The sequence below is a fragment of the Streptomyces sp. NPDC041796 genome (assembly GCF_055590785.1).
The window spans coordinates 1-24,856 of sequence record NZ_JBVJAH010000039.1 but is presented as its reverse complement, the minus strand read 5'-3'; the positions used below and the strand labels follow the sequence as shown (position 1 = coordinate 24,856).

20 protein-coding genes and 1 pseudogene are annotated in these 24,856 nt (G+C 72.7%); 17 read left to right on the top strand and 4 right to left on the bottom strand.

Annotated elements, in window-relative coordinates:
* Positions 1-212: 212 nt before the first annotated feature.
* The 9 genes and pseudogenes from cimA to ACZ6C1_RS36825 all read left to right on the top strand — a co-directional run.
* Entirely contained in the window at positions 213-1,835 is a 1,623-nt protein-coding gene (gene cimA / locus ACZ6C1_RS36865) for a citramalate synthase (protein ID WP_469247423.1), read from the top strand.
* A gap of 24 nt (positions 1,836-1,859) precedes the next feature.
* Entirely contained in the window at positions 1,860-2,906 is a 1,047-nt protein-coding gene (locus ACZ6C1_RS36860; RefSeq protein ID WP_469247422.1) for a ketoacyl-ACP synthase III family protein, read from the top strand.
* Between the two features lie 125 nt (positions 2,907-3,031).
* Entirely contained in the window at positions 3,032-3,979 is a 948-nt protein-coding gene (locus ACZ6C1_RS36855; RefSeq protein ID WP_469247421.1) for an aromatase/cyclase, read from the top strand.
* Positions 3,966-4,595 (top strand): antibiotic biosynthesis monooxygenase family protein, encoded by a 630-nt coding sequence (locus ACZ6C1_RS36850; protein ID WP_469247420.1) that lies wholly within the window; start codon positions 3,966-3,968, stop codon positions 4,593-4,595. The genes ACZ6C1_RS36855 and ACZ6C1_RS36850 overlap by 14 nt, the downstream gene beginning before the upstream one ends.
* A 112-nt stretch (positions 4,596-4,707) precedes the next feature.
* The gene (locus ACZ6C1_RS36845) at positions 4,708-4,899 is read left to right on the top strand and encodes an acyl-CoA carboxylase subunit epsilon (protein ID WP_469247419.1); all 192 of its coding nucleotides are present in this window, start codon (positions 4,708-4,710) and stop codon (positions 4,897-4,899) included.
* Between the two features lie 79 nt (positions 4,900-4,978).
* Entirely contained in the window at positions 4,979-6,676 is a 1,698-nt protein-coding gene (locus ACZ6C1_RS36840) for a fatty acyl-AMP ligase (RefSeq protein WP_469247418.1), read from the top strand.
* Complete coding sequence (locus tag ACZ6C1_RS36835; protein WP_469247417.1) at positions 6,673-8,445, top strand: acyl-CoA dehydrogenase family protein; 1,773 nt, start codon at positions 6,673-6,675, stop codon at positions 8,443-8,445. Before ACZ6C1_RS36840 ends, ACZ6C1_RS36835 begins: the two co-directional genes overlap by 4 nt.
* Before the next feature lie 64 nt (positions 8,446-8,509).
* A complete protein-coding gene (locus tag ACZ6C1_RS36830) occupies positions 8,510-9,742 on the top strand; it encodes an acyltransferase domain-containing protein (RefSeq protein WP_469247416.1) in 1,233 nt (410 codons plus the stop codon).
* Between the two features lie 109 nt (positions 9,743-9,851).
* A pseudogene (locus tag ACZ6C1_RS36825) lies at positions 9,852-10,445 on the top strand (4'-phosphopantetheinyl transferase family protein); the annotation flags it as partial.
* A gap of 117 nt (positions 10,446-10,562) precedes the next feature.
* Here the strand turns inward: ACZ6C1_RS36825 and ACZ6C1_RS36820 are convergent.
* The 4 genes from ACZ6C1_RS36820 to ACZ6C1_RS36805 form a co-directional block, all read right to left on the bottom strand.
* A complete protein-coding gene (locus tag ACZ6C1_RS36820; protein ID WP_469247415.1) occupies positions 10,563-11,177 on the bottom strand; it encodes a response regulator transcription factor in 615 nt (204 codons plus the stop codon).
* 26 nt (positions 11,178-11,203) lie between these two features.
* On the bottom strand, positions 11,204-12,403 hold the full coding sequence (locus ACZ6C1_RS36815; protein WP_469247414.1) for a sensor histidine kinase: 1,200 nt from the start codon (positions 12,401-12,403) through the stop codon (positions 11,204-11,206).
* A 187-nt stretch (positions 12,404-12,590) separates the two neighbouring features.
* On the bottom strand, positions 12,591-14,858 hold the full coding sequence (locus ACZ6C1_RS36810) for a TOMM precursor leader peptide-binding protein (RefSeq protein ID WP_469247412.1): 2,268 nt from the start codon (positions 14,856-14,858) through the stop codon (positions 12,591-12,593).
* On the bottom strand, positions 14,855-15,115 hold the full coding sequence (locus ACZ6C1_RS36805) for a hypothetical protein (RefSeq protein ID WP_469247411.1): 261 nt from the start codon (positions 15,113-15,115) through the stop codon (positions 14,855-14,857). The genes ACZ6C1_RS36810 and ACZ6C1_RS36805 overlap by 4 nt, the downstream gene beginning before the upstream one ends.
* A gap of 311 nt (positions 15,116-15,426) precedes the next feature.
* Here ACZ6C1_RS36805 and ACZ6C1_RS36800 point away from each other — a divergent pair, with 311 nt between their 5' ends.
* The 8 genes from ACZ6C1_RS36800 (at position 15,427) to ACZ6C1_RS36765 (ending at position 24,756) form a co-directional block, all read left to right on the top strand.
* The gene (locus tag ACZ6C1_RS36800) at positions 15,427-16,221 is read left to right on the top strand and encodes an AfsR/SARP family transcriptional regulator (RefSeq protein ID WP_469247410.1); all 795 of its coding nucleotides are present in this window, start codon (positions 15,427-15,429) and stop codon (positions 16,219-16,221) included.
* 142 nt (positions 16,222-16,363) lie between these two features.
* A complete protein-coding gene (locus ACZ6C1_RS36795; RefSeq protein WP_469247409.1) occupies positions 16,364-17,953 on the top strand; it encodes an acyl-CoA carboxylase subunit beta in 1,590 nt (529 codons plus the stop codon).
* 297 nt (positions 17,954-18,250) lie between these two features.
* Positions 18,251-19,516, top strand: coding sequence for a beta-ketoacyl-[acyl-carrier-protein] synthase family protein (locus ACZ6C1_RS36790; RefSeq protein ID WP_469247408.1), 1,266 nt, complete (start codon positions 18,251-18,253; stop codon positions 19,514-19,516).
* Positions 19,513-20,733, top strand: a complete 1,221-nt coding sequence (locus tag ACZ6C1_RS36785) for a ketosynthase chain-length factor (protein WP_469247407.1) — start codon at positions 19,513-19,515, stop codon at positions 20,731-20,733. The genes ACZ6C1_RS36790 and ACZ6C1_RS36785 overlap by 4 nt, the downstream gene beginning before the upstream one ends.
* Positions 20,734-20,857: 124 nt before the next feature.
* A complete protein-coding gene (locus tag ACZ6C1_RS36780) occupies positions 20,858-21,127 on the top strand; it encodes an acyl carrier protein (protein WP_351822650.1) in 270 nt (89 codons plus the stop codon).
* 110 nt (positions 21,128-21,237) lie between these two features.
* Positions 21,238-23,031, top strand: a complete 1,794-nt coding sequence (locus ACZ6C1_RS36775; RefSeq protein ID WP_469247406.1) for an acyltransferase domain-containing protein — start codon at positions 21,238-21,240, stop codon at positions 23,029-23,031.
* Positions 23,028-23,246 carry a DUF6059 family protein gene (locus ACZ6C1_RS36770; protein ID WP_469247405.1) on the top strand — a complete coding sequence of 73 codons (219 nt, stop codon included), beginning with the start codon at positions 23,028-23,030 and terminating at the stop codon, positions 23,244-23,246. The genes ACZ6C1_RS36775 and ACZ6C1_RS36770 overlap by 4 nt, the downstream gene beginning before the upstream one ends.
* A gap of 151 nt (positions 23,247-23,397) precedes the next feature.
* Complete coding sequence (locus tag ACZ6C1_RS36765; RefSeq protein ID WP_469247404.1) at positions 23,398-24,756, top strand: trypsin-like serine protease; 1,359 nt, start codon at positions 23,398-23,400, stop codon at positions 24,754-24,756.
* The last annotated feature ends 100 nt before the right edge of the window (positions 24,757-24,856 follow it).

Here is a 24,856-nt window from a genome sequence, read left to right as displayed (position 1 = left end):
CCCCCCCCCCCCCCCCCCCCCCCCCCCCCCCCCCCCCCCCCCCCCCCCCCCCCCCCCCCCCCCCCCCCCCCCCCCCCCCCCCCCCCCCCCGCCGTCGTGCCTCCTCCCGGTCCAGTACCGCTCGAGCCGTCCTCCGGCCCGTCGCCCGACCGTGGGGAATCCAACCGGCGTGCCGAGACCGCCGGAACACATACCGGACAAGGGAGGGGCCGATGGCTGAGCAGAGCTTCCAGCTCTACGACACGACCCTGCGCGACGGCACCCAGCAGGAGGGCCTGGTGCTGACGGTCGAGGACAAGCTCGCCGTCGCGCGTCGGCTCGATGCCCTCGGCGTGGGCTTCATCGAGGGAGGCTGGCCCGGAGCCGTACCCAAGGACACCGAGTTCTTCCGCCGCGCACCCGCCGAACTCGACCTGAAACACGCCGTCCTGGCCGCTTTCGGCGCCACCCGCCGCCCCGGCATCCCCGTGTCCGTCGACGCGCAGGTACGGGCCCTGCTGGCCGCCGAGACGCCCGTGGTGACCCTGGTCGCCAAGAGCCACACCGGCCATGTCCAGCACGCCCTGCGCACCACCCTCGCCGAGAACCTCGCCATGATCGGCAGCACCGTGCGGCACCTCGTGCACGCCGGGCGCCGGGTGTTCCTCGACGCGGAGCACTACTTCGACGGCTACCACGTCAACCGCGAGTACGCCCTGGCGGTCGTCCGCACCGCCGCCGAGGCCGGGGCCGAGACCGTCGTGCTGTGCGACACCAACGGCGGATCGCTGCCGGACGAGGTACGGGCCGTGGTGGCCGACACCATCGCCATGACCGGCGCCCCCATCGGCATCCACTGCCACGACGACACCGGGTGCGCGGTCGCCAACACCATGGCCGCCGTCGACGCCGGCGCCGTCCACGCCCAGGGCACCGCCCACGGCTACGGCGAACGGTGCGGCAACGCCAACCTGTTCACCGTGATCGCCAACCTGGTCCTCAAGCGGGGCCGGGAGGTCGTCCCGCTCGAGAAGCTGCGGGACCTGTCCCGGACCGGGCGGGCGATCACCGAACTCACCGGCGTACGGAGCAACCCGGCAGCCCCGTACACGGGCCTGTCCGCCTTCACCCACAAGGCGGGCCTGCACGCCTCCGCCCTGCGCGTCGACCCCGACCTGTACCAGCACACCGACCCCTCCCGGGTCGGGAACGCCATGCGCACCCTCGTCTCCGACATGGGCGGCCGCTCCTCCATCGAGCTGAAGGCCCGCGAGCTCGGCTACGAGGTCGAGGCGGGCTCCGAGGAGGTCGCCCGCGCCGCCGCCCGCGTCAAGGACCTGGAGAACCGCGGCTACAGCTTCGAGTCCGCCGACGCCTCGTTCGTCCTGCTGCTGCGCGAAGAGCTCGCCGGCGGCCCGGCGGTGCCGCCGTTCGAGGTCGACTCGTGGGCCGTGGGCGTCTCACGGCGCCGCGACGGGGAGGTCCGCACGGAGGCGTCGGTGCGGCTGCGCGTCGACGGGGAGAGCGTCACCGCCACCGGACACGGCAACGGCCCCGTCAACGCCCTGGACACCGCCCTCCACTCGGCACTCGACCCGTACTTCCCCGTACTCACGCGCCTCGAACTGGTGGACTACCAGGTGCGGGTCCTGGGCGGCCAGGTCGGCAGCGCGGCCGCCGCCCGCGTGCTGATCTCCTACCGGGACGGCGAACGCCGGTGGGGCACCGTGGGCGTCGACGAGAACACGGTCACGGCAAGCTGGGCGGCGCTCCTCGACGCCGTTCACTACGTCCTGCTCGACGGGCCCGCCGAGGCCCACCGCTCACCCACCCTGGCCGTGGTGGCCACGGGCTGAGCCCTCGATTTCCCGGGAGCCACTGTGCGTGTGGAAGACATCTATATACGGGGGACCTCCGTGCGGCTCCCCTCCGTCGTCACGGTCGCCGACGCCGTCGCCTCCGGGGCCTGCCCGCCCCGGGTGGCCTCGTCGACCGGCCTCGAGTCCGTGGCGTACTCGCCCGACGAGTCGGCCGCCGAGATGGGCGCGGCGGCCGCCCGTACCGCCCTGCACCGGGCCGGCACCGGCGGCGGCGACGTCGACCTGCTGCTCCACGCCGACACCTACCACCAGGGCCAGGACCTGTGGCCGGTGGCCTCGTACATCCAGCGCGAGGCCCTCGGCAACAGCTGCCAGGCCATCGAGATCCGGCAGATGTCCAACGGCGGCCTCGCCGCCATCGACCTGGCCACCGCCTACCTCTCCGCCGGCCACGGCCGCGGCGACGCCCTGCTGACCGCCGCCGACCGGTTCTGCGAACCCGGCATCGACCGCTGGCGGACCGACCCGGGCACCCCGTACGCCGACGGCGCGAGCGCCCTGGTGCTCTCCCGCCGGGGCGGCTTCGCCCGGCTCGTCTCGCTGGCCATGCACGCCGACCCCGAACTCGAGCCGCTGCACCGCGGCGACGAGCCGTTCGGCCCCGCCCCGTTCAGCCAGCGCATCCCGGTCGACTTCGAGGAGGCCAAACGCGCCTTCATCGGCCGGGTCGGCATGTCGTACGCCATCACCCGCGCCCACAACGGCCAGCAGACGGTGCTGAAACAGGCCCTCGCCGACGCGGGGATGGAACTGGCCGACGCCGAGTGGGTCGTCCTGCCCCACTTCGGGCGGCGGCGGCTGCAGTCCATCTACTACCAGCCGTTCGGCATCGACCCCGAGCGGACCTGCTGGGACTTCAGCCGCACCGTGGGCCACCTCGGCGCGGGCGACCAGTTCGCCGGCCTCGACCACCTGATCGTCTCGGGGAAGGCCCGCCCCGGCGACCGCTGCGTCCTCGTCAGCGTGGGCGCCGGGTACAGCTGGGGCTGCGCCGTCCTGGAGATCCTGCACCGCCCCGCGTGGGCCGAGGAGCACCCCACGCCCTGACTCCACCCGGGCTCCACCCGCTGTTGAGCACCCTCATGCCAATCTGCTGATCCGCCGTTCTCACGGCTTTCGAAGGGAAGGTTGCCGTGGCACCGACCGCTACGTCCGAGACCACAGCTCCCCACGTGACGGAGCACTCCATCACCGTGGCGGCGTCGCCCGCCACCATCTACGACCTCGTGGCGGACGTCTCCGCGTGGCCCCAGGTGTTCGGCCCGACGGTCCACGTCGAGGTGCTCGAAGAGGCGCCGGAGGCCGGCGGTGAACAACTGCTGCGCATCTGGGCCATCGCCAACGAGAAGGTCCGCACCTGGACCTCCCGGCGCACCCTCGACCCGGTGTCGCGCACCATCACCTTCCGCCAGGTCGTCTCCGCCGCCCCCGTCGCCTCCATGGGCGGCGAGTGGCGCGTCGAGCCGCTGGAGGACGGCCGCACCCGCGTGGTGCTGCTGCACGACTACCGCGCCACCGGCGACGACCCGGCCGCCGAGGAGCTGATCGAGCAGGCCGTCGACCGCAACAGCCGCGCCGAGCTCGCCGCCCTCAAGAACGCGGCCGAACTCGGCGACGCCCGCGACGAACTCCACTTCACCTTCAGCGACTCCGAACTCGTCACGGGCGCCGCCGGCGACGTGTACGCCTTCCTGGACCGCGCCGACCTCTGGCCCGAGCGCCTGCCCCACGTGGCCCGCCTGGACCTCACCGAGGACGAGCCCGGCGTCCAGCACATGGACATGGACACCCGCAGCCCCGACGGCTCCACCCACAACACCACCTCGGTACGGGTGTGCTTCGAGGACCGCAACATGATCGTGTACAAGCAACTGCGCGTGCCGGTCGCGATGAGCGGGCACACCGGCAGATGGGTGATCGAGTCGCTGGGTGACGGTACAGTCAGAGCCACCTCGTGGCACACCGTCACGCTCGATCCCGAAGGGGTCCGCGCGGCACTCGGCCCCGAGGCGACGCTCGCCGAGGCCCGCGCCCTGGTCCGCAAGGCGCTCGGCACCAACAGCTCCACCACCCTGCGCCACGCCAAGCAGTTCGCGGAGGAAGCGCGTGCCGGATCGTAGTCTGCACAAGCCGGTTGCGGTGATCAACCGCTTCGAGGTCAAGGGCGACGTGGCCCGGTTCGAGAGGCTCTTCAGGGAGCACTCCCAGTTCCTGCGCCGCCGCGACGACTTCGACTTCCTCGTCACCGTGAGACTCGTCGAACGGCCGCACGTGTACGCGCACATCGGCCACTGGCGCACCCTGCGGGGCTTCCTGGACACCGTCAACGACGAGACCTTCCAGCTCCACGTCAAGGAGCTCGGTCCGCTCGTGGACGCCGAGGCCGACCAAGCCGTGAGCGTCGCCCGGGTGCTCAGGGAGAACGCCGTCGTCGGAGCGGAGAACGTGGTGCTCACCCGCGTCACGGTGCGAGAGGACCCGTACGCCTTCGAGCGGGGGTACGCCGAGATGAACGAGCACTTCGGCACGCTCGGCGGCTTCGGGGGCAGCGACCTGCTGCGCTCGACCCTGCTCCCCGGCCGGTACACCGGTCTCCAGTGGTGGCGGAACACGGCGGACTGCGACCGTGCCCTGGACAGCGCGGAGTACCGTGCCCTGCGGCACGCCCTCGGCCGGCGCGCGGACATCGAGGTGGACCGTACCCGGCACGTGGCGTACGAGCGTGTGATCGGCTGAACCGGCCGCCCGGAACGGCTCCACCGGCGGAAGAGCCGAGGACCACAGGTCCTCGGCTCTTCCGCGTTCCGGGCGCGAGCCCGCTTCGAGCGGGCGGGCGCACGCTGTCCCCATGGTGAATACAACGCGCATCACCGTGCTCCGCGGGCAGCCCGACGAGGTCGAACTCGCCGCCGTGACCGTCGTGTTGCTGGCCCTGGCGCGCCGCGGGAGCGAGCCGGGCGAAGCGGAGAAGGCCGCGTACGCGGAATGGACCGTCAAGGCGGGCGACTACCGGCCCCCGATGGCCCGGCCCGGTCCGTGACCGCACCCACCACACGATCGCCAGGGACAGCCGCGGCCGCACCGGGAGGTACGGCCGCACGACTAGCAAGGGGGAGGGCGTGACCGGTCACCGGACCTTCACCGAACTCATCCAGGCCCAGGCCGCGGAGTCGCCCGAACGGGAGGCCCTCATCATCCTGACCGAGAGGTCGGGAGTCCTGGAGCCCCGGACGATCTCCTACGGAGAGCTCGACCACGCGGCCCGCACGCTCGCGGGCCGGCTGCGGCGGCACGTCGCCCCCGGGGAGCGGGTGCTGCTCACCCACAGCTCCCGGGCACTGTTCGCCACCGGCTTCCTCGCCTGCCTGTACGCCGGAGCCGTCGCCGTACCGGTGGCCCCACCGGGAGGCCGCCCGCACCACGACGAACGCATCGCGGGAATCGTCAAGGACGCGGCGGCCTCCTGCGCGCTCACCGCCGCCGACGAGGCCGCCGACGTGTCCCAGCTACTGGCCCGCACCGGCTACGGACACGTCACCTGCGTCCTCACCGACGCCCCGCGGACCGCTGCCGACACCGCCGCGACGGAGCTTCCCCCGGTCCCCTCCGACCCGGACGCCGTCGCCTTCCTCCAGTACACCTCGGGCTCCACCCGGGACCCGCGCGGTGTCGTGGTCACCCACCGCAGCCTGCTCGCCAACCAGGAGGCCATCGGCGCGGCACTGGGCACCCGGCGCGGCGCGAGGATCGGCGGCTGGCTGCCGCTCCACCACGACATGGGCCTCGTCGGCCAGTTGCTGCACGCGCTGTGGCTGGGCGGCACCGCCGTGCTGCTCTCCCCGACCGCCTTCGTCAAACGGCCCGCACACTGGCTGGAGACCATCTCGCGGTACGGGCTGACCGCGAGCGGCGCACCCGACTTCGCGTACGAACTGTGCGTGCGCCGGGTCAACGACACGCAGATCGCCGGACTGGACCTGTCCGGCTGGCGGATCGCCGTCAGCGGGGGCGAGCCCGTCGACCCGGCGACCCTGCGCGCCTTCGCGGAGCGGTTCGCCCCGGCCGGCCTGCTCCCCGAGGCGCTGATCCCGTGCTACGGGCTGGCCGAGGCGACGCTGCTCGTGTCCGGCTCCGCCACCGCCCCGGCCGACCTCACCGGCACCAGGGGCGGCGTCCACTGCGGCCCGCCCGCCTCCGCCGACGTACGCATCGTCGACCCGGAGACCTGCGAGGAGCTGCCCGACGGCCGGACGGGCGAGGTGTGGGTACGGGCGGCCGGCATCGGCCCTGGCTACTGGGCGCGTCCCGCCGAGACCGCGGCGGCCTTCGACGGGCGGATCGCCGACGGTCCCGGCGGCTACCTGCGCACCGGGGACCTCGGCGCCCTCGTCGACGGCCTCCTGCACATCAACGGGCGCCTCAAGGACACGATCGTGGTCGCGGGACGCAACCTGTATCCGCAGGACCTGGAGCGCACGGCGCAGCGCGTGAGCGCCCTGTTCGGCCCGGCCACCGCCTTCGCCGTCCGCGGCGAACGCGAACGCATCGTGATCCTCCAGGAGCTGCGGGCGGGCAGCCGGTACGACACCGACCTCGCCGGGCTCGTCTCCGCCGTGCAGCAGCAACTGCGCGAGGAGTACGAGGTGACGACCGGAGGAGTGCTGCTCGTCCGCCCGGGAACCGTACGCAGGACCACCAGCGGCAAGGTCGAACGGGCCGCCATGCGGAGGTTGTTCCTCCGTGGCGAGGTGACCGCGCTGCACCAGCGCGTCGATCCCGAGGTGCAGCGGCTCGTGGCGACCGGGAGGCAGCGGTGAGCGGCGCACAGGACGAGCGCGGAGCACAGGACCCGGGCACCCTCCCGGCGCAGGAGCGCATCGACGCCCTGGAGCGGGCCTTCGGGCCGCTCGACGACCCCGCCAACCCGCTCGGTGGCGCAGCCCTGCTCGCCGCCGACGCGGCGGGCCACGTCCTGCCCGAGGGGGAGCGGGTACTGGACGCGTACGGCCTGAACGCCGAGTTCGTCCCCGCCCCGCTCGGCGGCAGGCTCCGGCGGATGGACGTCCTCGGCAGACTGCTGCGGCCGGTGTTCCGCCGGGACGCCTCCCTGGGGTTCGGCTACGGGCTCAACTGCTTCTTCGCCGCCACCCCGGTGTGGACGGCCGGAGACGCCGAACAGACGCGGCTCGCCGCCAGGATCCTGCTGGAGGGCCGGCGGATGGCCGTGGCCCGCCACGAGGTGGCGCACGGCAACGACTTCGTCAGCGACGAGTTCACCGTGCGCCGTGGCGACGGAGGTCTGGTGCTCGACGGAGCCAAGTCCGCCATCGCCAACGCCTCCCGGGCCGACGGGCTGGTCATCTTCGCCCGGAACCCCGGTGTGACCGGCAGCCGCAGCCGCACGGTGCTGCTGCTGGACCGCAAGGAACTGCCCCCCGACCGCGTCCGGAACCTCGCCCGCCGGACCACCACCGGGATGCGCAGCGCCGAGTTCGGCGGCCTGAGCATCACCCAGTGCCCGGTCCCGGACGGCGCCGTGCTCGGCGAGCCGGGCGACGGGTACGAACTGTCGCTGCGCTCCTCGCTGGTCATCCGCGGCCTCATCCCCTCCATCGTCCTCGCCGGCGCTGACACCGCCCTGCGCACCGTGGCCCGCTTCGCCGCCCGCCGCCGCGACGACGGCCGCTCCTCGCTCGACGTCCAGCACGTGCGGGACGTCCTCACCGGAGCCTTCCTCGACCTGCTGCTCATCGACTGCCTCGCCCTGGTCTCCACCCGGGGCCTGCACCTGCTTCCCCACCAGATGAGCGCCTACGCCGCCGCCGCGGCCTACCTGGCGCCCAAGCTGGTCGCGGAGAGCATGGACGAGATGTCGGCCGTCCTGGGTGAGGCGACGTTCGCCGAGGACGGCATGTACGGGATGTTCCAGAAGCAACTGCGGGACCTGCCGGTCACCTCGCTCGGACACGCGGGCAGCGCGGGGAGGCAGGTCAGCCTGCTGCCCCAACTGCCGTACTTCGCCCGGAACGCCTGGTTCACCGGTCCCGAGGCCCCGGCCGCGCTGTTCGCGCTCGACGACGAGCTGCCGCCGCTGGACCTGACGCAGCCCGCGCTCCTGGGCGACGGCGACCCGCTCGCCGCCACCCTCGTGGCCTCGGCGGACCTGCTGGCACGGGAAGGCGCACCGGACGGCACGGGCGAGGGCGGCACCGTGCTGCGGCTCCTCGCCCGCGCCCTCACCGATGAGCTCGGCGACCTGCGCAAGGCCTTCGCGGACGTCCCGCAGGGCGACCGCGCCGCCCTGGCCAGCCCGCACAACTTCGGGCTCGCCGACCGGTACACCATGGTCCTGGCGGCGGCCGCGTGTCTCGGCGTGTGGCGCGTCCGGCGGTCCGTCCCCGGCGCCGCGACCACCTTCCTCGCCGACGCGGCCTGGCCCACGGCCGCCCTGTACCGGCTGTGCCGACGGCTGGGGCTGCCGCTCCCGGACCGCCCCACCGCCTGTGAGCAGCGGGTGCTCACCGAAGCCCTGACGCGGCTGCACGGCCGCCGCAGCTACGACCTGTACGACTCACCGCTTGCCTGACCCCGCGCGGGCCACCCTGCCCGGCCGGTGCGGGCCGCCCCCAGAGTCCGAGAAGGAGCAGATCATGCGAGAACAGCAGGACGACTTCGAGACGGCGTACCGCGAATGGCTGCTGGAGCGGCTCGCGCACTATCTGGGCCGGCCGGTGCTGGACACGGACTCCGTGCACGAGTACCTCGACTCGGTGGCCGGGCTGAGCCTGTACGGCGACATCGAGGAGGAGTTCGGACCGCTGGTCGAGCCCGCCGACATCTGGGCGTACCCCACCGTCCGGCAACTGGCCCGCCACATGGCGGAGCGCGGCGCCGGGTCGGGCGGCAACCGCATCCGGGCGGCCTTCGTCTTCACCGGCCAGGGCTCCCAGCACCCCGGCATGACGTCGGGGCTCTACCGGAACTCGACCGTCTACCGCCGTTTCCTGGACGAGGCCGGGGCGGTGCTCCAGCCCTACACCGGGCTGTCGGTCGTGGAGATGATCCTCAACAGGGACGCGCGCATCCACCAGACGGCCTTCACCCAGCCCGCCCTGTTCGCCGTCGAGTACGCCCTGGCCAAGACCCTGGAGGAGGCCGGTGTGCGACCGGTGTCCGTGCTCGGTCACGGGATCGGCGAGTTCGCGGCCGCCACGGTCGCGGGGGCGCTCACCCTGCCGGACGCCGCCAAGCTGGTGGCGCTGCGCGGGGCGTTCATGCAGTACCTGCCCTCCGGCGGCGGCATGATGGCGGCCTGCATCACCCCCTACGAGGCCACCGAACTGATCGCCTGCGAGCCGGGCGTGGGCATCAGCGCCATCAACGCGGCGAAGTCCACCGTGCTGTCGGGGGACCGCGCCGGACTCGAGCGCATCGAGAGCAAGCTGGCGGAGCGCGGTGTGCGGTGCCGGCACCTCACGGTCACCCACGCCTTCCACTCCCCGCTGATGGCACCCGTGGTCCCCAAGTTCGAGGCCGTGGTCCGCCGGGTCCCCGGTGGCGCCGCCTCGATGCCCTTCTACTCCACCGTCCACGGCAGGCTCACCACCGAGCCGCTCTACGCCTCGTACTGGACCGAGCAGCTGACCGCGCCCGTCCGGTTCGCCGACGCCGCCCGCAGTCTGCTGGCCCAGCAGACGCCGACCCATGTGGTGGAGATCGGCCCCCGGGCGGTCCTCACCCCGTACCTGCGCCGGCTGGGCGGGGCACACGGCCCGGTCTGCCTCCCGGTGTGCCAGGGTCCGCAGAGCGACGCCGTGGACCTGGCCGGGGTGATCTCCGTGCTGGACGCCGGCCCGCTGGCCGCCGCACTGGCCGGGGCGTGAGGTGACGGGACGGATCCGGCGGCCCCTGCCCCTGCGTGGACCGTACGGCCCGTGGGAGGGGGTACGCGACGAACTCACCCGCGCGGGCACCGTCCTGGTGTACGGGGAGATGCCGGCGTGGCTGCCCCGCGAGGGCACCGAGGACGAACTGCGGCTGGTGCTGGGGCGGGACTGGCACCGCTACCAGAACTTCACCCAGCCCCGGATGCGTGAGCGGTTCGCGGCCTCCCGCCTGCTGCTGCGGCACACGGCGGCCGCCATCCTCCGGACCGCGCCGCACCTGGTGGACCTGTCGTACCAGCCCGGTGGCCGCCCGTACGTGCGCGGCTGCGACCAGATCGACGTCAGCCTCAGCCACACCGAGGAGATGATGGTCGTCGGGATCACCCGCACCGGGCGCGTCGGTGTCGACGTGGAACGCGCCGACCGGCGCCTCGCGCACACCGGCTCGGAGTCGCAGGCGTGCACCCCGTACGAGAAGGCACGGCTCGACGCGGGCGGTGAGGGGACGCGCAACGACACCATGGTGCGGCTGTGGACCCTCAAGGAGGCCTACAGCAAGGCCCTCGGCCAGGGGCTGCGCTTCCGGTTCACCGAGTTCGGCTTCGCGCTGCACGGGGAGGACACCTGGCTGGTGCGGCCCGACGGCACGCGCGCGAGTGGTTCGGAGTGGACCTTCGGCACCTTCCCGGTGGGTGACCGCTATGTGGTGAGCGCCGCCGTCTTCGACACCGGTTTCGGCGAGCCGGCGGACGTGGCCGTGGACACCATGCTGGACGAGGGGCTGTTCGACGCGCTGTTGGGGGCGCCGGGCCCGGCGTCAGGGAATCCAGCCGGCTTCCTCGGCGAGCCGGATGGCGTCGATGCGGTTGCGGGCGCCCAGTTTGGTGACGATCGCCGTGAGGTAGTTGCGGACGGTTCCCTTGGACAGGTACAGACATCCGGCGATCTCGGCGGCGTCGGCACCGCGGGCGGCGAGGCGTAGCACCTCCAGCTCCCTCGGGGACAGCGGGTTGTCCGGCGAATCCCAGGCCGCGAGGGCGAGTTGGGGGTCCACGACACGCCGGCCCGCCGCGACGGAACGTACGGCGAGCGCGAGCTGGTCCGAGGGCGAGTCCTTGAGCAGGAACCCGGAGACGTGCGCCGACAGGGCGCGCCTCAGGGTTCCCGGCCGGCCGAGGCTGGTGAGGATCAGGGTGCGGCAGCTGGGCAGTTGCTCATGCAGCTCGGCTGCCGCCGTGAGCCCGTCGATGCCCGGGAGGTCCACGTCGATCACGGCCACGTCGGGCCGTGCCTCCAGGGCGGCCTGCACGATGGTGTCACCGCGGTCGACGGCGGCCACCACCTCCAGATCCGGTTCGAGTTCCAGCAGTGCGACCAGCGCCCCCCGGACCATGTGTACGTCCTCGGCGAGGAGGATTTTCACGGACAGCATCAAAACCCCCGTCATCGACGTCCGTTTCAGGCCGCGGCTCTCTCCTTGGCCGCGTCCGGTGCTCCCTCCGCCCCGGTGCTCCGCGGACGGAGGGGCGCCCACGCCTCGAGGTGGAACCGCCCGTCGTCCCGCACTCCTGCTTTCAGACCGCCACCGATCGATGCGAAGCGCGTCCGAAGATTGTCCAGGCCGCTGCCGCCACGCCGGGCCGACGACACGATGCCGCCCTCCTCGTGCGGCCGGTCGTTCACCAAGGTCAGCCGGACCGTTTCCTCTTCGATGAGTGCCCTGATGGTACATACCTGTACGCGGCTGTGGCGGAGGATGTTGGTGACTCCCTCCCTCAGGGCGGTCGCCAGCACGGTGTCGACAGCCGGGTGGAGGCGCCCGCACTCGACCCGTACCTCCGCCCGCACATCGGCGGCCGCCAGCACCGCCCCGGCCGATTCGGCCTCGTCGCACAGGGACATGTCGCGGTACCCGCTGGAGACCAGACGCACGTCCGACAGTGCCTGCCGGGCCACGCGCAGCAGATCGGCGGTCTCCTCGGCCGCCTGGTCCGGCCGCAGGTGGACCAGTCGCTGGATGAGCTCTCCCTTCAGTGCGATGGCCGAAAGGCTGTACCCGAGCAGGTCGTGCAGGTCCCGCGCGAAGCGCAGCCGTTCCTGGGTGACTGCCATCTTGGCCATCTGCTCCCGTGTGGCGTGCAGTTCCTGCACCAGGTCGGCGAGCCGGCTGAGGCCGTAGATGACCAGTCCGGTAAGGCCGCTGGCGATGACCAGATAGCACGTCTCGACGACGCTCACACCGGTGGCGAGGGCGTACGGGGGGATCGCCGCGATGATCAGCCCATAGGCGGGCCAGGCGAGCCGGACCGGCAGCGTCAGCAGTGCCGTGGCTGCCAGCGGCCCCTGCATGCTGCCCCAGCTCACCTGGAACCACAACAGGGGCAGGTAGCTGAGCAGTGCCTGGACCCCCAGGGCGGCGGTGCGCTTGCCGAGGGTCCAGGAACGGGTGCGCGGAGACGAGACGGTGAACTGCACGGCGAACACCGACAGGACGACGCCGACGCACACGATGAGCTGGGTCCGGTCCCCGGTGCCCTGGTGCAGCACGTTGAGCACCGTGACGACGCAGTGGGCGGCCAGGGCCACCACCACGATCGCGCGCGCCAGCCTCGGCGCCGGTATCTGCTGACGGGGCGGGGTGCGGAAATTGCTTTCCATCGCTCGGTATTGGCCTGACTCTTCTGGTGGAGCCGGCCTGCCGTGCAGTGGCCGGGGCGCAACAAAGGATCTCGCTTCGCAAGATTCGTCCGGCATTGCCGTCTCCTCGCCGGGAACAGGGGCTGGCGAAGCGCATGTTATGACTTTCCGTTGCGTCTGAGCCACTGCTTGCGATCAGCGATCAAAATCAGACAAACATCGGAAACGGGTTGAGGTGGTGGGCCTCGGTGGGGCGGTCCAGCCTGCCCAGCTCGACCGGGACGTCGAAGAGACGGCCGGGCGCATATCTCGCCCAGAAGTGCCGCATCCCGGGCACCAGGACCTTCACCACGGGAAGGCCCACGTCGGGGCGGGTCTGGTCCAGCACCAGCAGCTCCATGCCGCGCGAGCGGACCAACTCCTCCGCGGCCTCCACGTCGGCCAGCAGATCGTCGCGGTCGGCCTCGGCGTAACTGCCCGGTCGGCGGGGTGTTTCCGTGGGATCCGCCACAAGGTATGGCTGATTTGCGAGTGTCGCGTAGGTCCACCAATGATCCAGTTGCGGATGAGACGCGCGAAAAGTCGTTTCGGCACTTCCCACGGGCAGGAGCTGGCTCATTTCCGTCACCGCGCGCCGCAGGGCGAGGCGTGGATCGAAGTGCGCGCCGAAGCCGAAAACAATGCCCTGGCCGTCCTTTCCGGTCCGGCGCGACAGCGCCACCATGACCGGAATTCCAAAGTCCGACGTCAGGTCCAGCACCCACATCTCACGACCCAGCCGGCCGTAGGTCTCCCTCGTGCGCGCCAGCCACGGGTCGTCGAAGGCGTCGAGATCGACACCGGGCTGCCGGGTCCGGTTGCACCACCACAACGCCACGGCGTCGCGTTCCACCAGCTCCAGGAAGCCTTGGACGACCGCGTCCTCCGTGCTGCTGCCGGCCGCATTGCCGTTGGAGTCCGCCCACAGGGCCGGTTCACCGGCCCGGGGCGCCGGTTCGTAGTACAGGATCGACGTGGGAAGCAGGCGGTGCTCCTGCGCGGTCAGCGACCAGACCTGGGTCCAGTCCACCGGTGCGCCCGGGTCGAAGGGCGCGGGCACCCGGTGGAACGGCTGACAGGTGGCGTTCCACCGCTCACGGTCCCGGAACTGCCAGTCCGCGTAGAGCTGGCACAGGTTGGGGTGGATCGCCGCCGCGCCCAGCCCCGTCAGGCTGTCGCGCACCACCGGTTCGTCCCCCTGACGGGTGCCGCAGTACCGCTCCACCGCTTCGCACAGCGCCCCCACCTCGGCCTCCAGGGGGGTCGCGCCCTTGCCCCCGCTGCCGCTGCGCAGACCACTGCGCACCCCGCCCAGCGACGCCGCCCGCAGCGCGGGATTGTGCCCCGACACGCACCGGTCGATCCCCTCGGGCGTGCCCGGTACCCGGTGTATCCCGGGCACGATGCCGGTCAGCGGATCGACCAGGTGGCGATAGCGGGCCAGCACGGTCTCGGGGGGCAGCGCCCGGTGATTGCTGCCGGTCGCACCCGCCTTGGGCCGGGACCGCAGCTCCACGCGGCCCCGCACCCGGGCGCCCACCAGCCCCGGGTCCCCGCACTCGGCGCACTGCGGCCGCCGGACCACCGGGTGGTGCCGGGTCCGCAGCGTCCTGGTGTCGAGCGTGCACAGGGCGTCCTGCTCCTCGTACCGCAGCCCGGCGACCCACTTGACCGTCTCCAGCACGGCGGTGTTCAGACCCAGTCCGCGCACTACGGCCAGCGACGCGTCGGGTACCGGCACCGCGCCCGACAGGCCGAGCGCCTGCCGCACGGGTGACTGGGGGAACAACCGGGCACGCAGCCGGTGAGCCAGACACGACCAGCAGGGGCGGTCGGCACCGGGACCGAAGACCGGGCCCACCCACGCCTCGGCGCCGGTGGGTTTCGCCAGCAGCCAGGCCCGTCCCTCCGCCCGGTGCCGCGCCTCGATCCCGGCGAGCCGCGGATCGAGGTAGTCGTCGCACAGCACCAGGGTGAAGCCGGCCTCGGTCCCCGCAGGTGCGATGGTCAGGCCCGAGGCCGTGCACAGCCCGCTCACGGTGTCGGCGTCCGTCCTGCCCAGCGCGACCACCTCCACCGTGGTGGTACGCAGCGCGGACACGGCGTGCGGGCCCGCGAGACCCACCAGTTCCCAGTACGCGGCGGAGGCGTCGTCGCTGCTCGGGTCCCGGTAACCGACCAGATCGGCCCGGGCGAGATCGGCGATCACCCGCCCCAGTTCCGCGGGCGGCAGCGAGGTCGGCGCCTCGTCCAGCAGGGCGTGCAGGGTGCGGGTGCCGTCGAGCAGGGGAGCGAGCATCTCGACGTACGGACCCTGGAGCGCGGTCGTTCCACGCTCGGAGAGGAGGTACACGGCCTCCCCGTCCACGATCTCCACCCGCAGGTGCGGCTTGAACCCGACCGTCAGGGCGGAGGCGGATACGCCCGTTGCCGTCATCCGCGCACTCTCCCGGTGTGCATCGGCATCCAGCACACCCAGGGCTCGGAGTCGGTGGAGCTACTCAGGTCTTCGATCACCAGCCCCGACGTACCGGCCGCCGACCCACCCCCGTACACCGGTTCGGTCGCCGGGAGCCCGAATTCGGCGAGCAGCGAGCACGGGTCCTCGGTGTAACGCTTCGCGAGCTCCCGCTCCAGGCCCGTGCGGGCCGTCAGCAGTGCCACACGGTGTGCGTGCGTCAGTTGAACAGTCATGGTGCCGGTGGAATCGGGGCCAGTGGTGCGCATGACGGTGTTCAAGAGAATCCCCCTCCTGAGTCGGTGTCGTACGGAATTCGTCGACGTGCCGAGGCCACGGATTCTGCTGCCAGTCCAGAGCGGAGGCACAGTGCGGGAATCACCACCGGGGTATGACATTTTCATGCCGGGCCTCGTGACCAGGTCACTGGGGCTCCAACGGCGCTGATGCGACGCTCACTCAAGGCTCCAGAGCCGGAAGACCGCCCCGTACGGGGGGAGTCGGGCCGGGGCCGGCCGCACAGACGCAAGCAGAGGAGGACACACACATGGAAATCAAGGTCCTCGGACCGCTGGCAGCCCGTGAGAACGGGGTGTCCATCGTGCCGACCGCCGCCAAACCGCGACAGATACTGTCCCTGCTCGCCCTGCAGGCCGACCGCGTGGTGACCGTACCGACGCTGATGGCGGAGATCTGGGGGGAGGACATCCCGCGCAGCGCGGCCACCACCCTGCAGACGTACATCCTCCAGTTGCGCCGCAAACTCACGGCCGCCCTCGACGGCGACCCCACCCGCCAGGCCAAGGACGTCCTGATCACCCAGCACGGGGGCTACCTGCTCCAGGTGCAGCCCGGCCAGGTCGACGTCCAGGAGTTCGGCCGGCTCGCCGCCTCCGGACGGGCCGCGCACGAGGCGGGGGACCACTACGCCGCCTCCGAACTCCTCGGCGGCGCCCTCAGGATGTGGCAGGGCCCCGCCCTCGTGGACGTCCGCGTCGGACCGGTCCTCGAACTGGAGGTGCTGCGGCTGGAGGAGGACCGCATGGCCGCGCTGGAGCGGCGCATCGACGCCGACCTGTGGCTCGGCCGGCACACCGAGATCGTGCCCGAGCTGCGCGTGCTGGTCGCCAAGCACCCCATGCACGAGAACTTCTGCGCCCAGCTGATGACCGCGCTCCACCGGGCGGGAGCGGCCTGGCGTGCCCTGGAGGCCTACCAGCGGCTGCGCGGCACGCTCATCGACGAGCTCGGCCTGGAGCCCTCGCCGCGGTTGCAGCGACTCCACCACGCCGTGCTCTCCGCCGACCCGGCGCTGGAACTGCCCCTGTCGACGACCGGCTGACGACCTACTGGCGACCGGTCCGACGCCGGTCCGACGCCGGTCCGACAGCCGGTCCGACGCCGGTCCGACAGCCGATCCGACGGCCGGCGGCCGCCCCGGTCTGCTCCAGTACGTCTCGAGCCGAGCTGCCTACGTTCGGCCGATGACGATCCTCGACGACCTCACGGTCACCCAGGCTGCCCCTGACCTGCGACGAGCCGCCGCCGAGCTGCGGCGCCTCAAGGAGGAGGTGAGCCGCGGGCCCGATCCCGAGGCCACCAGGCGGCAGCACGCCAAGAACAAGCTCACCGCCCATGAACGCCTTGAACTGCTCTTCGACCCGGACACGTTCACCGAGATCGAACCGCTCCGCCGGCACCGGGCCGTCGGCTTCGGGCTGGAGGACAAGAAGCCGCACGGCGACGGTGTCGTCATCGGCTGGGGACTGGTCCACGGCCGTACCGTCTTCGCCTACGCGCACGACTTCCGCGTCTTCGCGGGCGCTCTCGGAGAGGCCCACGCCGCCAAGGTCCACAAGGTGATGGACCTGGCGGAGGCCGCCGGCGCCCCGCTGGTCAGCCTCAACGACGGGGCCGGCGCCCGCATTCAGGAGGGCGTCACCGCGCTGGCCGGCTACGGCGGCATCTTCCGCCGCAATGTCGCGGCGTCCGGGGTCATCCCGCAGATCAGCGTGATGCTCGGCCCGTGCGCCGGTGGCGCCGCGTACTCTCCCGCCCTCACCGACTTCGTGTTCATGGTGCGGGAGACGGCCCAGATGTTCATCACCGGACCGGACGTGGTCCAGGCGGTGACCGGCGAGAAGATCACCCACAACGGCCTCGGCGGCGCCGACGTCCACGCCACCGCCTCCGGTGTCTGCCACTTCGCCTACGACGACGAGGCCGAGTGCCTGGAGGACGTCCGCTTCCTCCTGTCGCTGCTGCCGTCCAACAACCGCGAGATGCCGCCGCCCCTCCAGGGCGACGACTCGCCGGACCGCCGCACCGACGCCCTCGCCGACCTGGTGCCGGCCGACCCCGGCCGCAGCTACGACATCCGCGGCGTCATCGAGGAGATCGTCGACGACGGCGAGTACTTCGAGGTCCACGAGGCGTGGGCGCGCAACGTGGTGTGCGCGCTCGCCCGCCTCGACGGGCACCCGGTCGGCATCGTCGCCAACCAGCCCGCCTCCCTCGCGGGCGTCCTGGACATCCACGCCAGCGAGAAGGCCGCCCGCTTCGTGTCGACGTGCGACGCCTTCAACATCCCCCTGGTGACACTCGTCGACGTCCCCGGCTTCCTCCCGGGCGTCGACCAGGAACACAACGGCATCATCCGTCACGGCGCGAAACTGCTCTACGCCTACTGCAACGCCACCGTGCCTCGGATCTCGCTCGTGCTGCGCAAAGCCTACGGCGGTGCCTACATCGTGATGGACTCGCGTTCCATCGGAGCCGACCTGTCCTTCGCCTGGCCCACCAACGAGATCGCCGTGATGGGCGCGGACGGCGCGGCGAACGTCATCTTCCGCCGCGAGATCGCCGCCTCCGACGACCCCCAGGCCCTGCGGGCGCAGCGGATCCAGGAGTACAAGACCGAGCTCATGCACCCCTACTACGCCGCCGAACGGGGGCTCGTCGACGACGTCATCGAGCCGGGGGAGACGCGCCGCGTACTCATCCGCTCGCTCGCCATGCTGCGCGCCAAGAAGGCCGAAGTGCCTGCTCGCAAGCACGGCAACGTGCCCACGTGACCGCCCGGCGCGGCTGGTCCATGTCGGCGCGAGCGCCGGTCTAGGGCCCGGACGTTCCATGGCGTCACCGGAAACGGCGGCACGCCACGAGCGGGCGACCGTCCGGTCCGGCCGGCCGGGGCGTTCCCACCCCGAACCGCCCCGGCCGCCGCAGTTCCCGCCCCGAGCGGCGACACGGCTCCACACGTGACACCGCTTCAGCAGTGATTCGGACGAAGGGATCGACAGTGGCCCGCACAGTTCCATCCGGCAGGTGCCCGTGGGGGCATTCGGCCCCGTCGAAGGCGAGGTAGCGGCATGCGCAGAGTCGCCATCACCGGACTGGGCGTCGTGGCCCCCGGCGGGGTCGGAGTGAAGGAGTACTGGGACCTTCTCACGGCGGGACGCACCGCCACCCGCAGGATCTCCTTCTACGACCCCTCCCCGTTCCGCTCGCAGGTCGCCGCCGAGTGCGACTTCGACCCGGCGGCCGCGGGGCTCACCCCTCAGGAGATCCGCAGGCTCGACCGGGCCGCGCAGTTCGCGGTCGTCTCCACCCGCGAGGCGCTCGCCGACAGCGGCCTCGACGTCGCGGCCCTCGACCCGGGCCGGGTCGGCACCTCGCTGGGCAGCGCGGTCGGCTGCACCACCAGCCTGGAGCGGGAGTACGTCGTGGTCAGCGACGGCGGCCGCAAGTGGAACGTGGACCACGAGTACGCGGTCCCCGAGCTGTACCGGCACTTCGTGCCCAGCTCGATGGCCGCCGAAGTGGGCCGCGCGGCAGGCGCGGAGGGACCGGCCGCGGTGGTCTCCACCGGCTGCACCTCGGGCCTCGACTCACTCGGCCACGCCGTCGACCTGATCCGCGAAGGCACCGCCGACGTGATGATCGCCGGCGCCACCGAGGCCCCGATCTCACCGATCACCTCGGCCTGCTTCGACGCCATCCACGCCACCACGCCCCGCAACGACACCCCCGAGAGCGCCTGCCGGCCCTTCGATCGGACCCGCAGCGGCCTCGTCCTCGGCGAGGGCGCGGCGATCCTGGTCCTGGAGGAGCTGGAGAGCGCCCGCCGGCGCGGTGCGCACATCTACGCGGAGATCGCGGGATTCGCCTCCCGTTGCAACGCGTTCCACATGACCGGCCTCAAGCCCGACGGCCGCGAGATGGCCGAGGCCATCGACGTCGCCCTCGGCGAGGCGGCGCTCGCACCGGACTCGGTGGACTACATCAACGCCCACGGCTCCGGCACCAAGATGAACGACCGCCACGAGACGGGCGCCTTCAAGCGCAGCCTCGGCGCCCACGCGTACGAGACCCCGATCAGCTCCATCAAGTCGATGATCGGGCACTCCCTCGGCGCGATCGGCTCCCTGGAGATCGCCGCCTGCGCGCTGGCCATGGAGCACGGTGTGCTGCCGCCCACCGCCAACCTCCACGAGCCCGACCCCGAGCTGGACCTCGACTACATCCCCCTGACCGCCCGCGAGAAGAAGACCGACGTGGTTCTCAGCGTGGGCAGCGGCTTCGGCGGGTTCCAGAGCGCCATGGTGCTGGCCCGCCCGGAGAGGAGAACCGCATGACCACGGCAACGGTGGTGACAGGCCTCGGCATCACCGCACCCAACGGCCTGGGAACCGACGAGTTCTGGAAGGCCACCCTCGCCGGCGAGTCCGGCCTGGGCCCGGTCACCCGCTTCGACGCCGGCCAGTACCCCTCCCGTATCGCGGGCGAGGTGTCCGACTACGTGGCAGAGCAGCACATCCCGAGCCGGCTGATGCCGCAGACCGACCACATGACGCGCCTCGCGCTGACCGCCGCGGACTGGGCCCTGGCCGACGCCGGCATCAACCCCGAGGAGATGCCCGAGTTCGGCATCGGCGTGGTGACCTCGGCGTCCGGAGGGGCCGTCGAGTTCGGCCAGCGCGAGCTGGAGAACCTGTGGAGCAAGGGCAAGGAGTACGTCAGCGCGTACCAGTCCTTCGCCTGGTTCTACGCCGTCAACACCGGCCAGATCTCCATCCGCCACAAGCTGCGCGGCCCGAGCGGCGTGCTGCTCACCGAGCAGGCCGGCGGGATCGACGCCATCGGCCAGGCCCGCCGCCACGTCCGCAAGGGCTTCCCGGCCGTCATCTCCGGCGGTGTCGACGCCGCCATCTGCCCCTGGGGCTGGGTCCCGCAGATCGCCTCCGGGCTGATGAGCACGGTCGACGACCCCGAGCGGGCCTACCTGCCCTTCGCCTCCGACGCCAGTGGATACGTGCCGGGCGAGGGCGGTGCGATCCTCATCGTCGAGGACGAGCGGTCCGCACGCGACCGGGGCGCGGAGCGGGTGTACGGCGAGATCGCCGGATACGCGGCGACCCTCGACCCGGCACCCGGCTCGGGGCGCCCGCCGGGCCTCCGCCGCGCCGCCGAGAACGCCCTGGCGGACGCGGGGCTCACCCCCGCCGACGTCGACGTCGTCTTCGCCGACGCCGCCGGGACGCCCGCGGCCGACCGGGCCGAGGCGGAGGCCCTCACCGGTCTCTTCGGGCCCCACGGCGTACCGGTGACCGCCCCCAAGACCATGACGGGGCGGCTGCTCGCCGGAGGCGCGGCGCTGGACGTGGCGACCGCGCTGCTGGCCCTGCGGGACGGCGTGATCCCGCCGACCGCGCACGTCACCGAGGCGTCCCCGGAGCACCGGATCGACCTGGTCACCGGACAGGCCCGGGAGGCAAGGCTGCGTACCGCCCTCGTGCTCGCCCGCGGACACGGCGGCTTCAACGCGGCACTCGTCGTACGCCACGCCTCCTGACGACCCGACACACCCCCACGAGCCCGACACACCCCCCACGACACAGCTCCCGCCGGACCTTCAGGAACCGGCAGGGGTTCGGCAGGCACCACCACGGAAGTTCTACGAGAGGACGGCACCGACCATGACCACGACGACCACCACCGTCACCCTGGCCGACCTGACCCGCATGCTCCGCGAGAGTGCCGGTGAGGAGGAGGGCATCGACCTGGACGGCGACGTCATCGACACCCCCTTCATGGACCTCGGCTACGACTCCCTCGCCCTGCTCCAGGTCATAGGCCAGATCCAGCGCGAGTACGGCATCGAGATCCCGGACGACGCCGTCGTCGACGCCGAGACCCCGGGGGCGCTCCTCGCCCTCATCAACGCCGGTCAGGGCTCCGCGGCCTGATCCGGTCCCCTGGACGCGGCCGCCCCGCCAACATCCCCCGTAGCGGGGCGGCCGCCTCGATCCCACGCACTCCGTCAGCGGCCGGAGCCGCGGCCCCAGCAGGAGGAAGCATGTCGCTCACGTCGTCCAGCGCGGTCGTCCGCAGACTCGTCGTCAGCCCCGGCCCCGCACACGAGCAGCGGGCTCAGTTCGTGGCCTCGGCCGCCGCCGTCTCGGCGGTGCTCCGCGCCTTCGGACGACCGCCCGGAGAGCTCCCGGTGCGTACCGTCGTCCACATCGGGGCGGCCGCGCTCGACCCCGATCTCGGGCCCGAGCACGAGGGGTTCACCGTCCGTACCGCGCTCACCCCGGGCCGCGCCCTTCGCCAGGCGCACCGGGAACTGCAGGAGGGGAGCGCCGACTTCGCCATGGTCGCCGGGTTCGGCGAACCGGACCCGCACACCATCACCGTGTACGCGGTCAAGCGGGCCGCCGAGGCGGTCGCCGACGCCGACCGCGTCCTGGGCATCCTGGACGTGACGGGACCCGACGAGGACGCCACACCGCCCCTGCGCCCGCTGTACCACGGCCGCCGCGCCACCGATCCCGAACGCCACCGGCTGCTGCTGTGGTCGGGGCGGGACGCGGAGGACGAGGTCCGCGTCCGCGGTGAACTGCTGCCCCTGCTGAGCGGACTCCACAGCGAGGCGTTCCCCGCCCTGCCGACCGCCGTGCCCTGCGGTACGCCCCCGGGACCCGTGCGCGGCGCGGCCGTCGCGGTGGCCGCGCTCGCCGCCGGGACCGTCCACAAGGCCAAGGCCGTGCGCGCCGGCCGGCCCCGCCCGGTCGCCCTCCTCTTCCCCGGCCAGGGCTCCCAGCACCCGGGCATGGCCCGGGGCCTGTACCGCCGTGAGCCCGTCTTCACGGCGGCCGTCGACGCGGCCCTCGCCCACATGGGCGAGGAGGGGGAGCGGATACGGGAGGACTGGCTCACCCCCGGCGAGCCCCGCGTCCCCATCGACGACGTACGCCGCGCCCAGCCGCTGCTGTTCGCGGTCGACTACGCCCTCGGCCGGATGGTCCTCGGGTGGGGCGTACGCCCCGCGGCCCTCCTCGGGCACAGCGCCGGCGAACTGGTCGCGGCGGTCATCGCGGGCATCGTCTCGCTGCCCGACGCCGTCGGCATGGTCATGACGCGGGTCCGGGAGGCGGTGAAGATACCGGAGGGCGGCATGCTGGCCGTCGCCGCGAGCGAGGACCGGCTGCGCCCGTACCTGGACGCCGACGTCGCCGTCGCCGCGGTCAACGCGGCCCAGCAGGTGATGCTCGCCGGTTCCGTGGAGCCACTGGCCGCCACCGCGGCGCGGCTGCGGGCCGACGGTTTCACGGTGGTCACGGTGCCGGCGACGAGCCCCTTCCACTCCCCGGCGATGGCCCCCGCGTCCGACGCGGTGGAGGCCGACTACCGCCGCATCCCGTTCCGGGAGCCGGCCCTTCCCCTGTACTCCGGCTACACCGGGGCGCTGATGCGCCCCGAGGAGGCGCTCAGCCCCCGCTTCTGGGCCCGCCAGATCACGGACACGGTCCACTTCCGCGCGGCGCTGGAGGAACTCGTCGCGATCGAGGACGTCCTGCTCGTCGAGGCCGGGCCGCGTCAGACGCTCACCGCGTTCGCCCGCAGGCACCGGGCCGTGCGCCTCGGCGCGAGCGCGGTCACGCCGCTGCTGCCGGCCCGCCGGGGCACCGCGGAGGCCGACCGCCAGTCGGTGCTCACGGCCGCGGCCCGGATCTGGACCGAGGGGCACGACCTGGACATGGACGCCGTGTCCCGGCTGTGGACGTGGAGCGACGAGGAGGAGGCCGCCCCGGCCGCGGGGACCGGGGCGGCCGGGCGGCGGGAACCGGCGCCCGCGCTGCGCTCATGAGGGTGATGATCCGCTTCCTGAGCGGCTGTTACGACGCCCTGGCCGCGGCGGGGTGGCTGTGGCTCGGCCTCCCGGTGCCACCGCCGCTGGAGCCGCGGCCCGCCCTGCGGCCGCCACCGCGGGGCCACCCCGAGCGGCTGCGGCCGGACGTCCCGCCGAGCGACGCGGAGCTGGAGCTGTGGAGGCAGCTACGGGAGCCGGCCCGGAAACGGTGACAGCGGGAGGGCGTTACGCCGCATGGCGGGCGCCCATGTCTCCCATAAAGCCGAAGAAACGTTAATCCGACATCGCCGGGCGTGTTGTCGGAAACACCTACGGTTCGGCACGTCTTCCCCGGAAGAGACCCCCGAACAGAGGTGACACCCGATGCTCCACAGACACGCCACAGCCGCGTGCGCCACCCTCACCGCCGTCGGCGCACTCGTGCTGGCAGGCTCGCCCGGCGTGGTCGCCGCCGAGGCGCCCGCGCCGCCGTCCACCCCCTCGGCGGCCGGCACCCTCGGCGCGGACAAGCCGTCCCCCGCGCTGCTCGACGCCATGCAGCGCGACCTCGGCCTGACCCGCGAACAGGCCGAGACCCGGCTGAAGAACGAGGCGGAGGCGGGCGCCCGGGCGGGCCGCCTGCGCAACACCCTCGGCGACCGGTTCGCCGGGGCATGGGTGAGCGGACCGGTCTCCGCCACCCTCACCGTCGCCACCACCGACGCCGCCGACACCGCCGCCATCAAGGCGGGCGGCGCCGAGGCCAAGGTGGTCCGCCACGGACTGAAGCAGCTGGAGGCCGCCAAGGCCAAGTTGGACAAGGGCTCCGTGCGCACCAAGACCACCGACGCACCCGTGTGGTACGTCGACCTGCGCACCAACAGCGTGACGCTGGAGGCCGCCAAGGACTCCGCCGCCGACGTCTTCCTCACCGCCACCGGCGTCGACCGTGCCCTCGTACGCGTCAGGGCGACGACCGAGCGGCCCCGCCCGCTGGCCCACGAGATCCGGGGCGGCGACGCCTACTACATCGGCACCGCCCGCTGCTCCGTGGGCTTCGCCGTCGTCTCCGGCACCCAGCAGGGCTTCGCCACCGCCGGCCACTGCGGCCAGGCCGGCGCCGCGACCATGGGTCACAACAAGGTGGCCCAGGGCGCCTTCAAGGCATCGACCTTCCCCGGCAAGGACATGGCCTGGGTGGCCGCCAACGCCGACTGGACGGCGACCGCGCACATCAAGGGGCAGGGCGACCAGAACGTCGAGGTCGCCGGTTCCACCGAGGCCCTCGTCGGCGCGTCGATCTGCCGGTCCGGCTCCACCACCGGCTGGCACTGCGGCACCATCGAACAGCACGACACGAGCGTGTCGTACCTCCAGGGGACCGTGAAGGGCCTGACCCGCACCACGGTCTGCGCCGAGCCGGGCGACTCGGGCGGCCCGTACGTCTCCGGGACGCAGGCCCAGGGCGTCACCTCCGGCGGCTCCGGCAACTGCAAGGACGGCGGCACCACGTTCCACCAGCCGGTCAACCCGCTGCTCCAGGAGTACGGGCTGACGCTGAAGACCAACGCCGCCGACCCGGGCGACTCGGGGAAGCCGGGCGGCACCTGGGGCGTGGGCAAGGTCTACCACGTCGGTGACCAGGTCACGTACGACGGAGTCTCCTACCGGTGCCTCCAGTCGCACCAGGCCCAGCCCGGCTGGCGGCCCCCGGGCGCCGTCGGCCTGTGGCAGCGCGTCTGACCCACGCGGCGGGGGGGGGGGGGGGGGGGGGGGGGGGGGGGGGGGGGGGGGGGGGGGGGGGGGGGGGGGGGGGGGGGGGGGGGGGGGGGGGGGGGGGGGG

Coding starts and splice junctions, on each gene's coding strand:
- cimA (WP_469247423.1), top strand. CDS start 213: ATGGCTGAGCAGAGCTTCCAGCTCTACGACACGACCCTGCGCGACGGC.
- ACZ6C1_RS36815 (WP_469247414.1), bottom strand. CDS start 12,403: ATGGAAAGCAATTTCCGCACCCCGCCCCGTCAGCAGATACCGGCGCCG.
- ACZ6C1_RS36820 (WP_469247415.1), bottom strand. CDS start 11,177: ATGCTGTCCGTGAAAATCCTCCTCGCCGAGGACGTACACATGGTCCGG.
- ACZ6C1_RS36785 (WP_469247407.1), top strand. CDS start 19,513: ATGACCACGGCAACGGTGGTGACAGGCCTCGGCATCACCGCACCCAAC.
- ACZ6C1_RS36765 (WP_469247404.1), top strand. CDS start 23,398: ATGCTCCACAGACACGCCACAGCCGCGTGCGCCACCCTCACCGCCGTC.
- ACZ6C1_RS36790 (WP_469247408.1), top strand. CDS start 18,251: ATGCGCAGAGTCGCCATCACCGGACTGGGCGTCGTGGCCCCCGGCGGG.
- ACZ6C1_RS36770 (WP_469247405.1), top strand. CDS start 23,028: ATGAGGGTGATGATCCGCTTCCTGAGCGGCTGTTACGACGCCCTGGCC.
- ACZ6C1_RS36800 (WP_469247410.1), top strand. CDS start 15,427: ATGGAAATCAAGGTCCTCGGACCGCTGGCAGCCCGTGAGAACGGGGTG.
- ACZ6C1_RS36795 (WP_469247409.1), top strand. CDS start 16,364: ATGACGATCCTCGACGACCTCACGGTCACCCAGGCTGCCCCTGACCTG.
- ACZ6C1_RS36775 (WP_469247406.1), top strand. CDS start 21,238: ATGTCGCTCACGTCGTCCAGCGCGGTCGTCCGCAGACTCGTCGTCAGC.
- ACZ6C1_RS36780 (WP_351822650.1), top strand. CDS start 20,858: ATGACCACGACGACCACCACCGTCACCCTGGCCGACCTGACCCGCATG.
- ACZ6C1_RS36805 (WP_469247411.1), bottom strand. CDS start 15,115: ATGACTGTTCAACTGACGCACGCACACCGTGTGGCACTGCTGACGGCC.
- ACZ6C1_RS36810 (WP_469247412.1), bottom strand. CDS start 14,858: ATGACGGCAACGGGCGTATCCGCCTCCGCCCTGACGGTCGGGTTCAAG.
- ACZ6C1_RS36845 (WP_469247419.1), top strand. CDS start 4,708: ATGGTGAATACAACGCGCATCACCGTGCTCCGCGGGCAGCCCGACGAG.
- ACZ6C1_RS36830 (WP_469247416.1), top strand. CDS start 8,510: ATGCGAGAACAGCAGGACGACTTCGAGACGGCGTACCGCGAATGGCTG.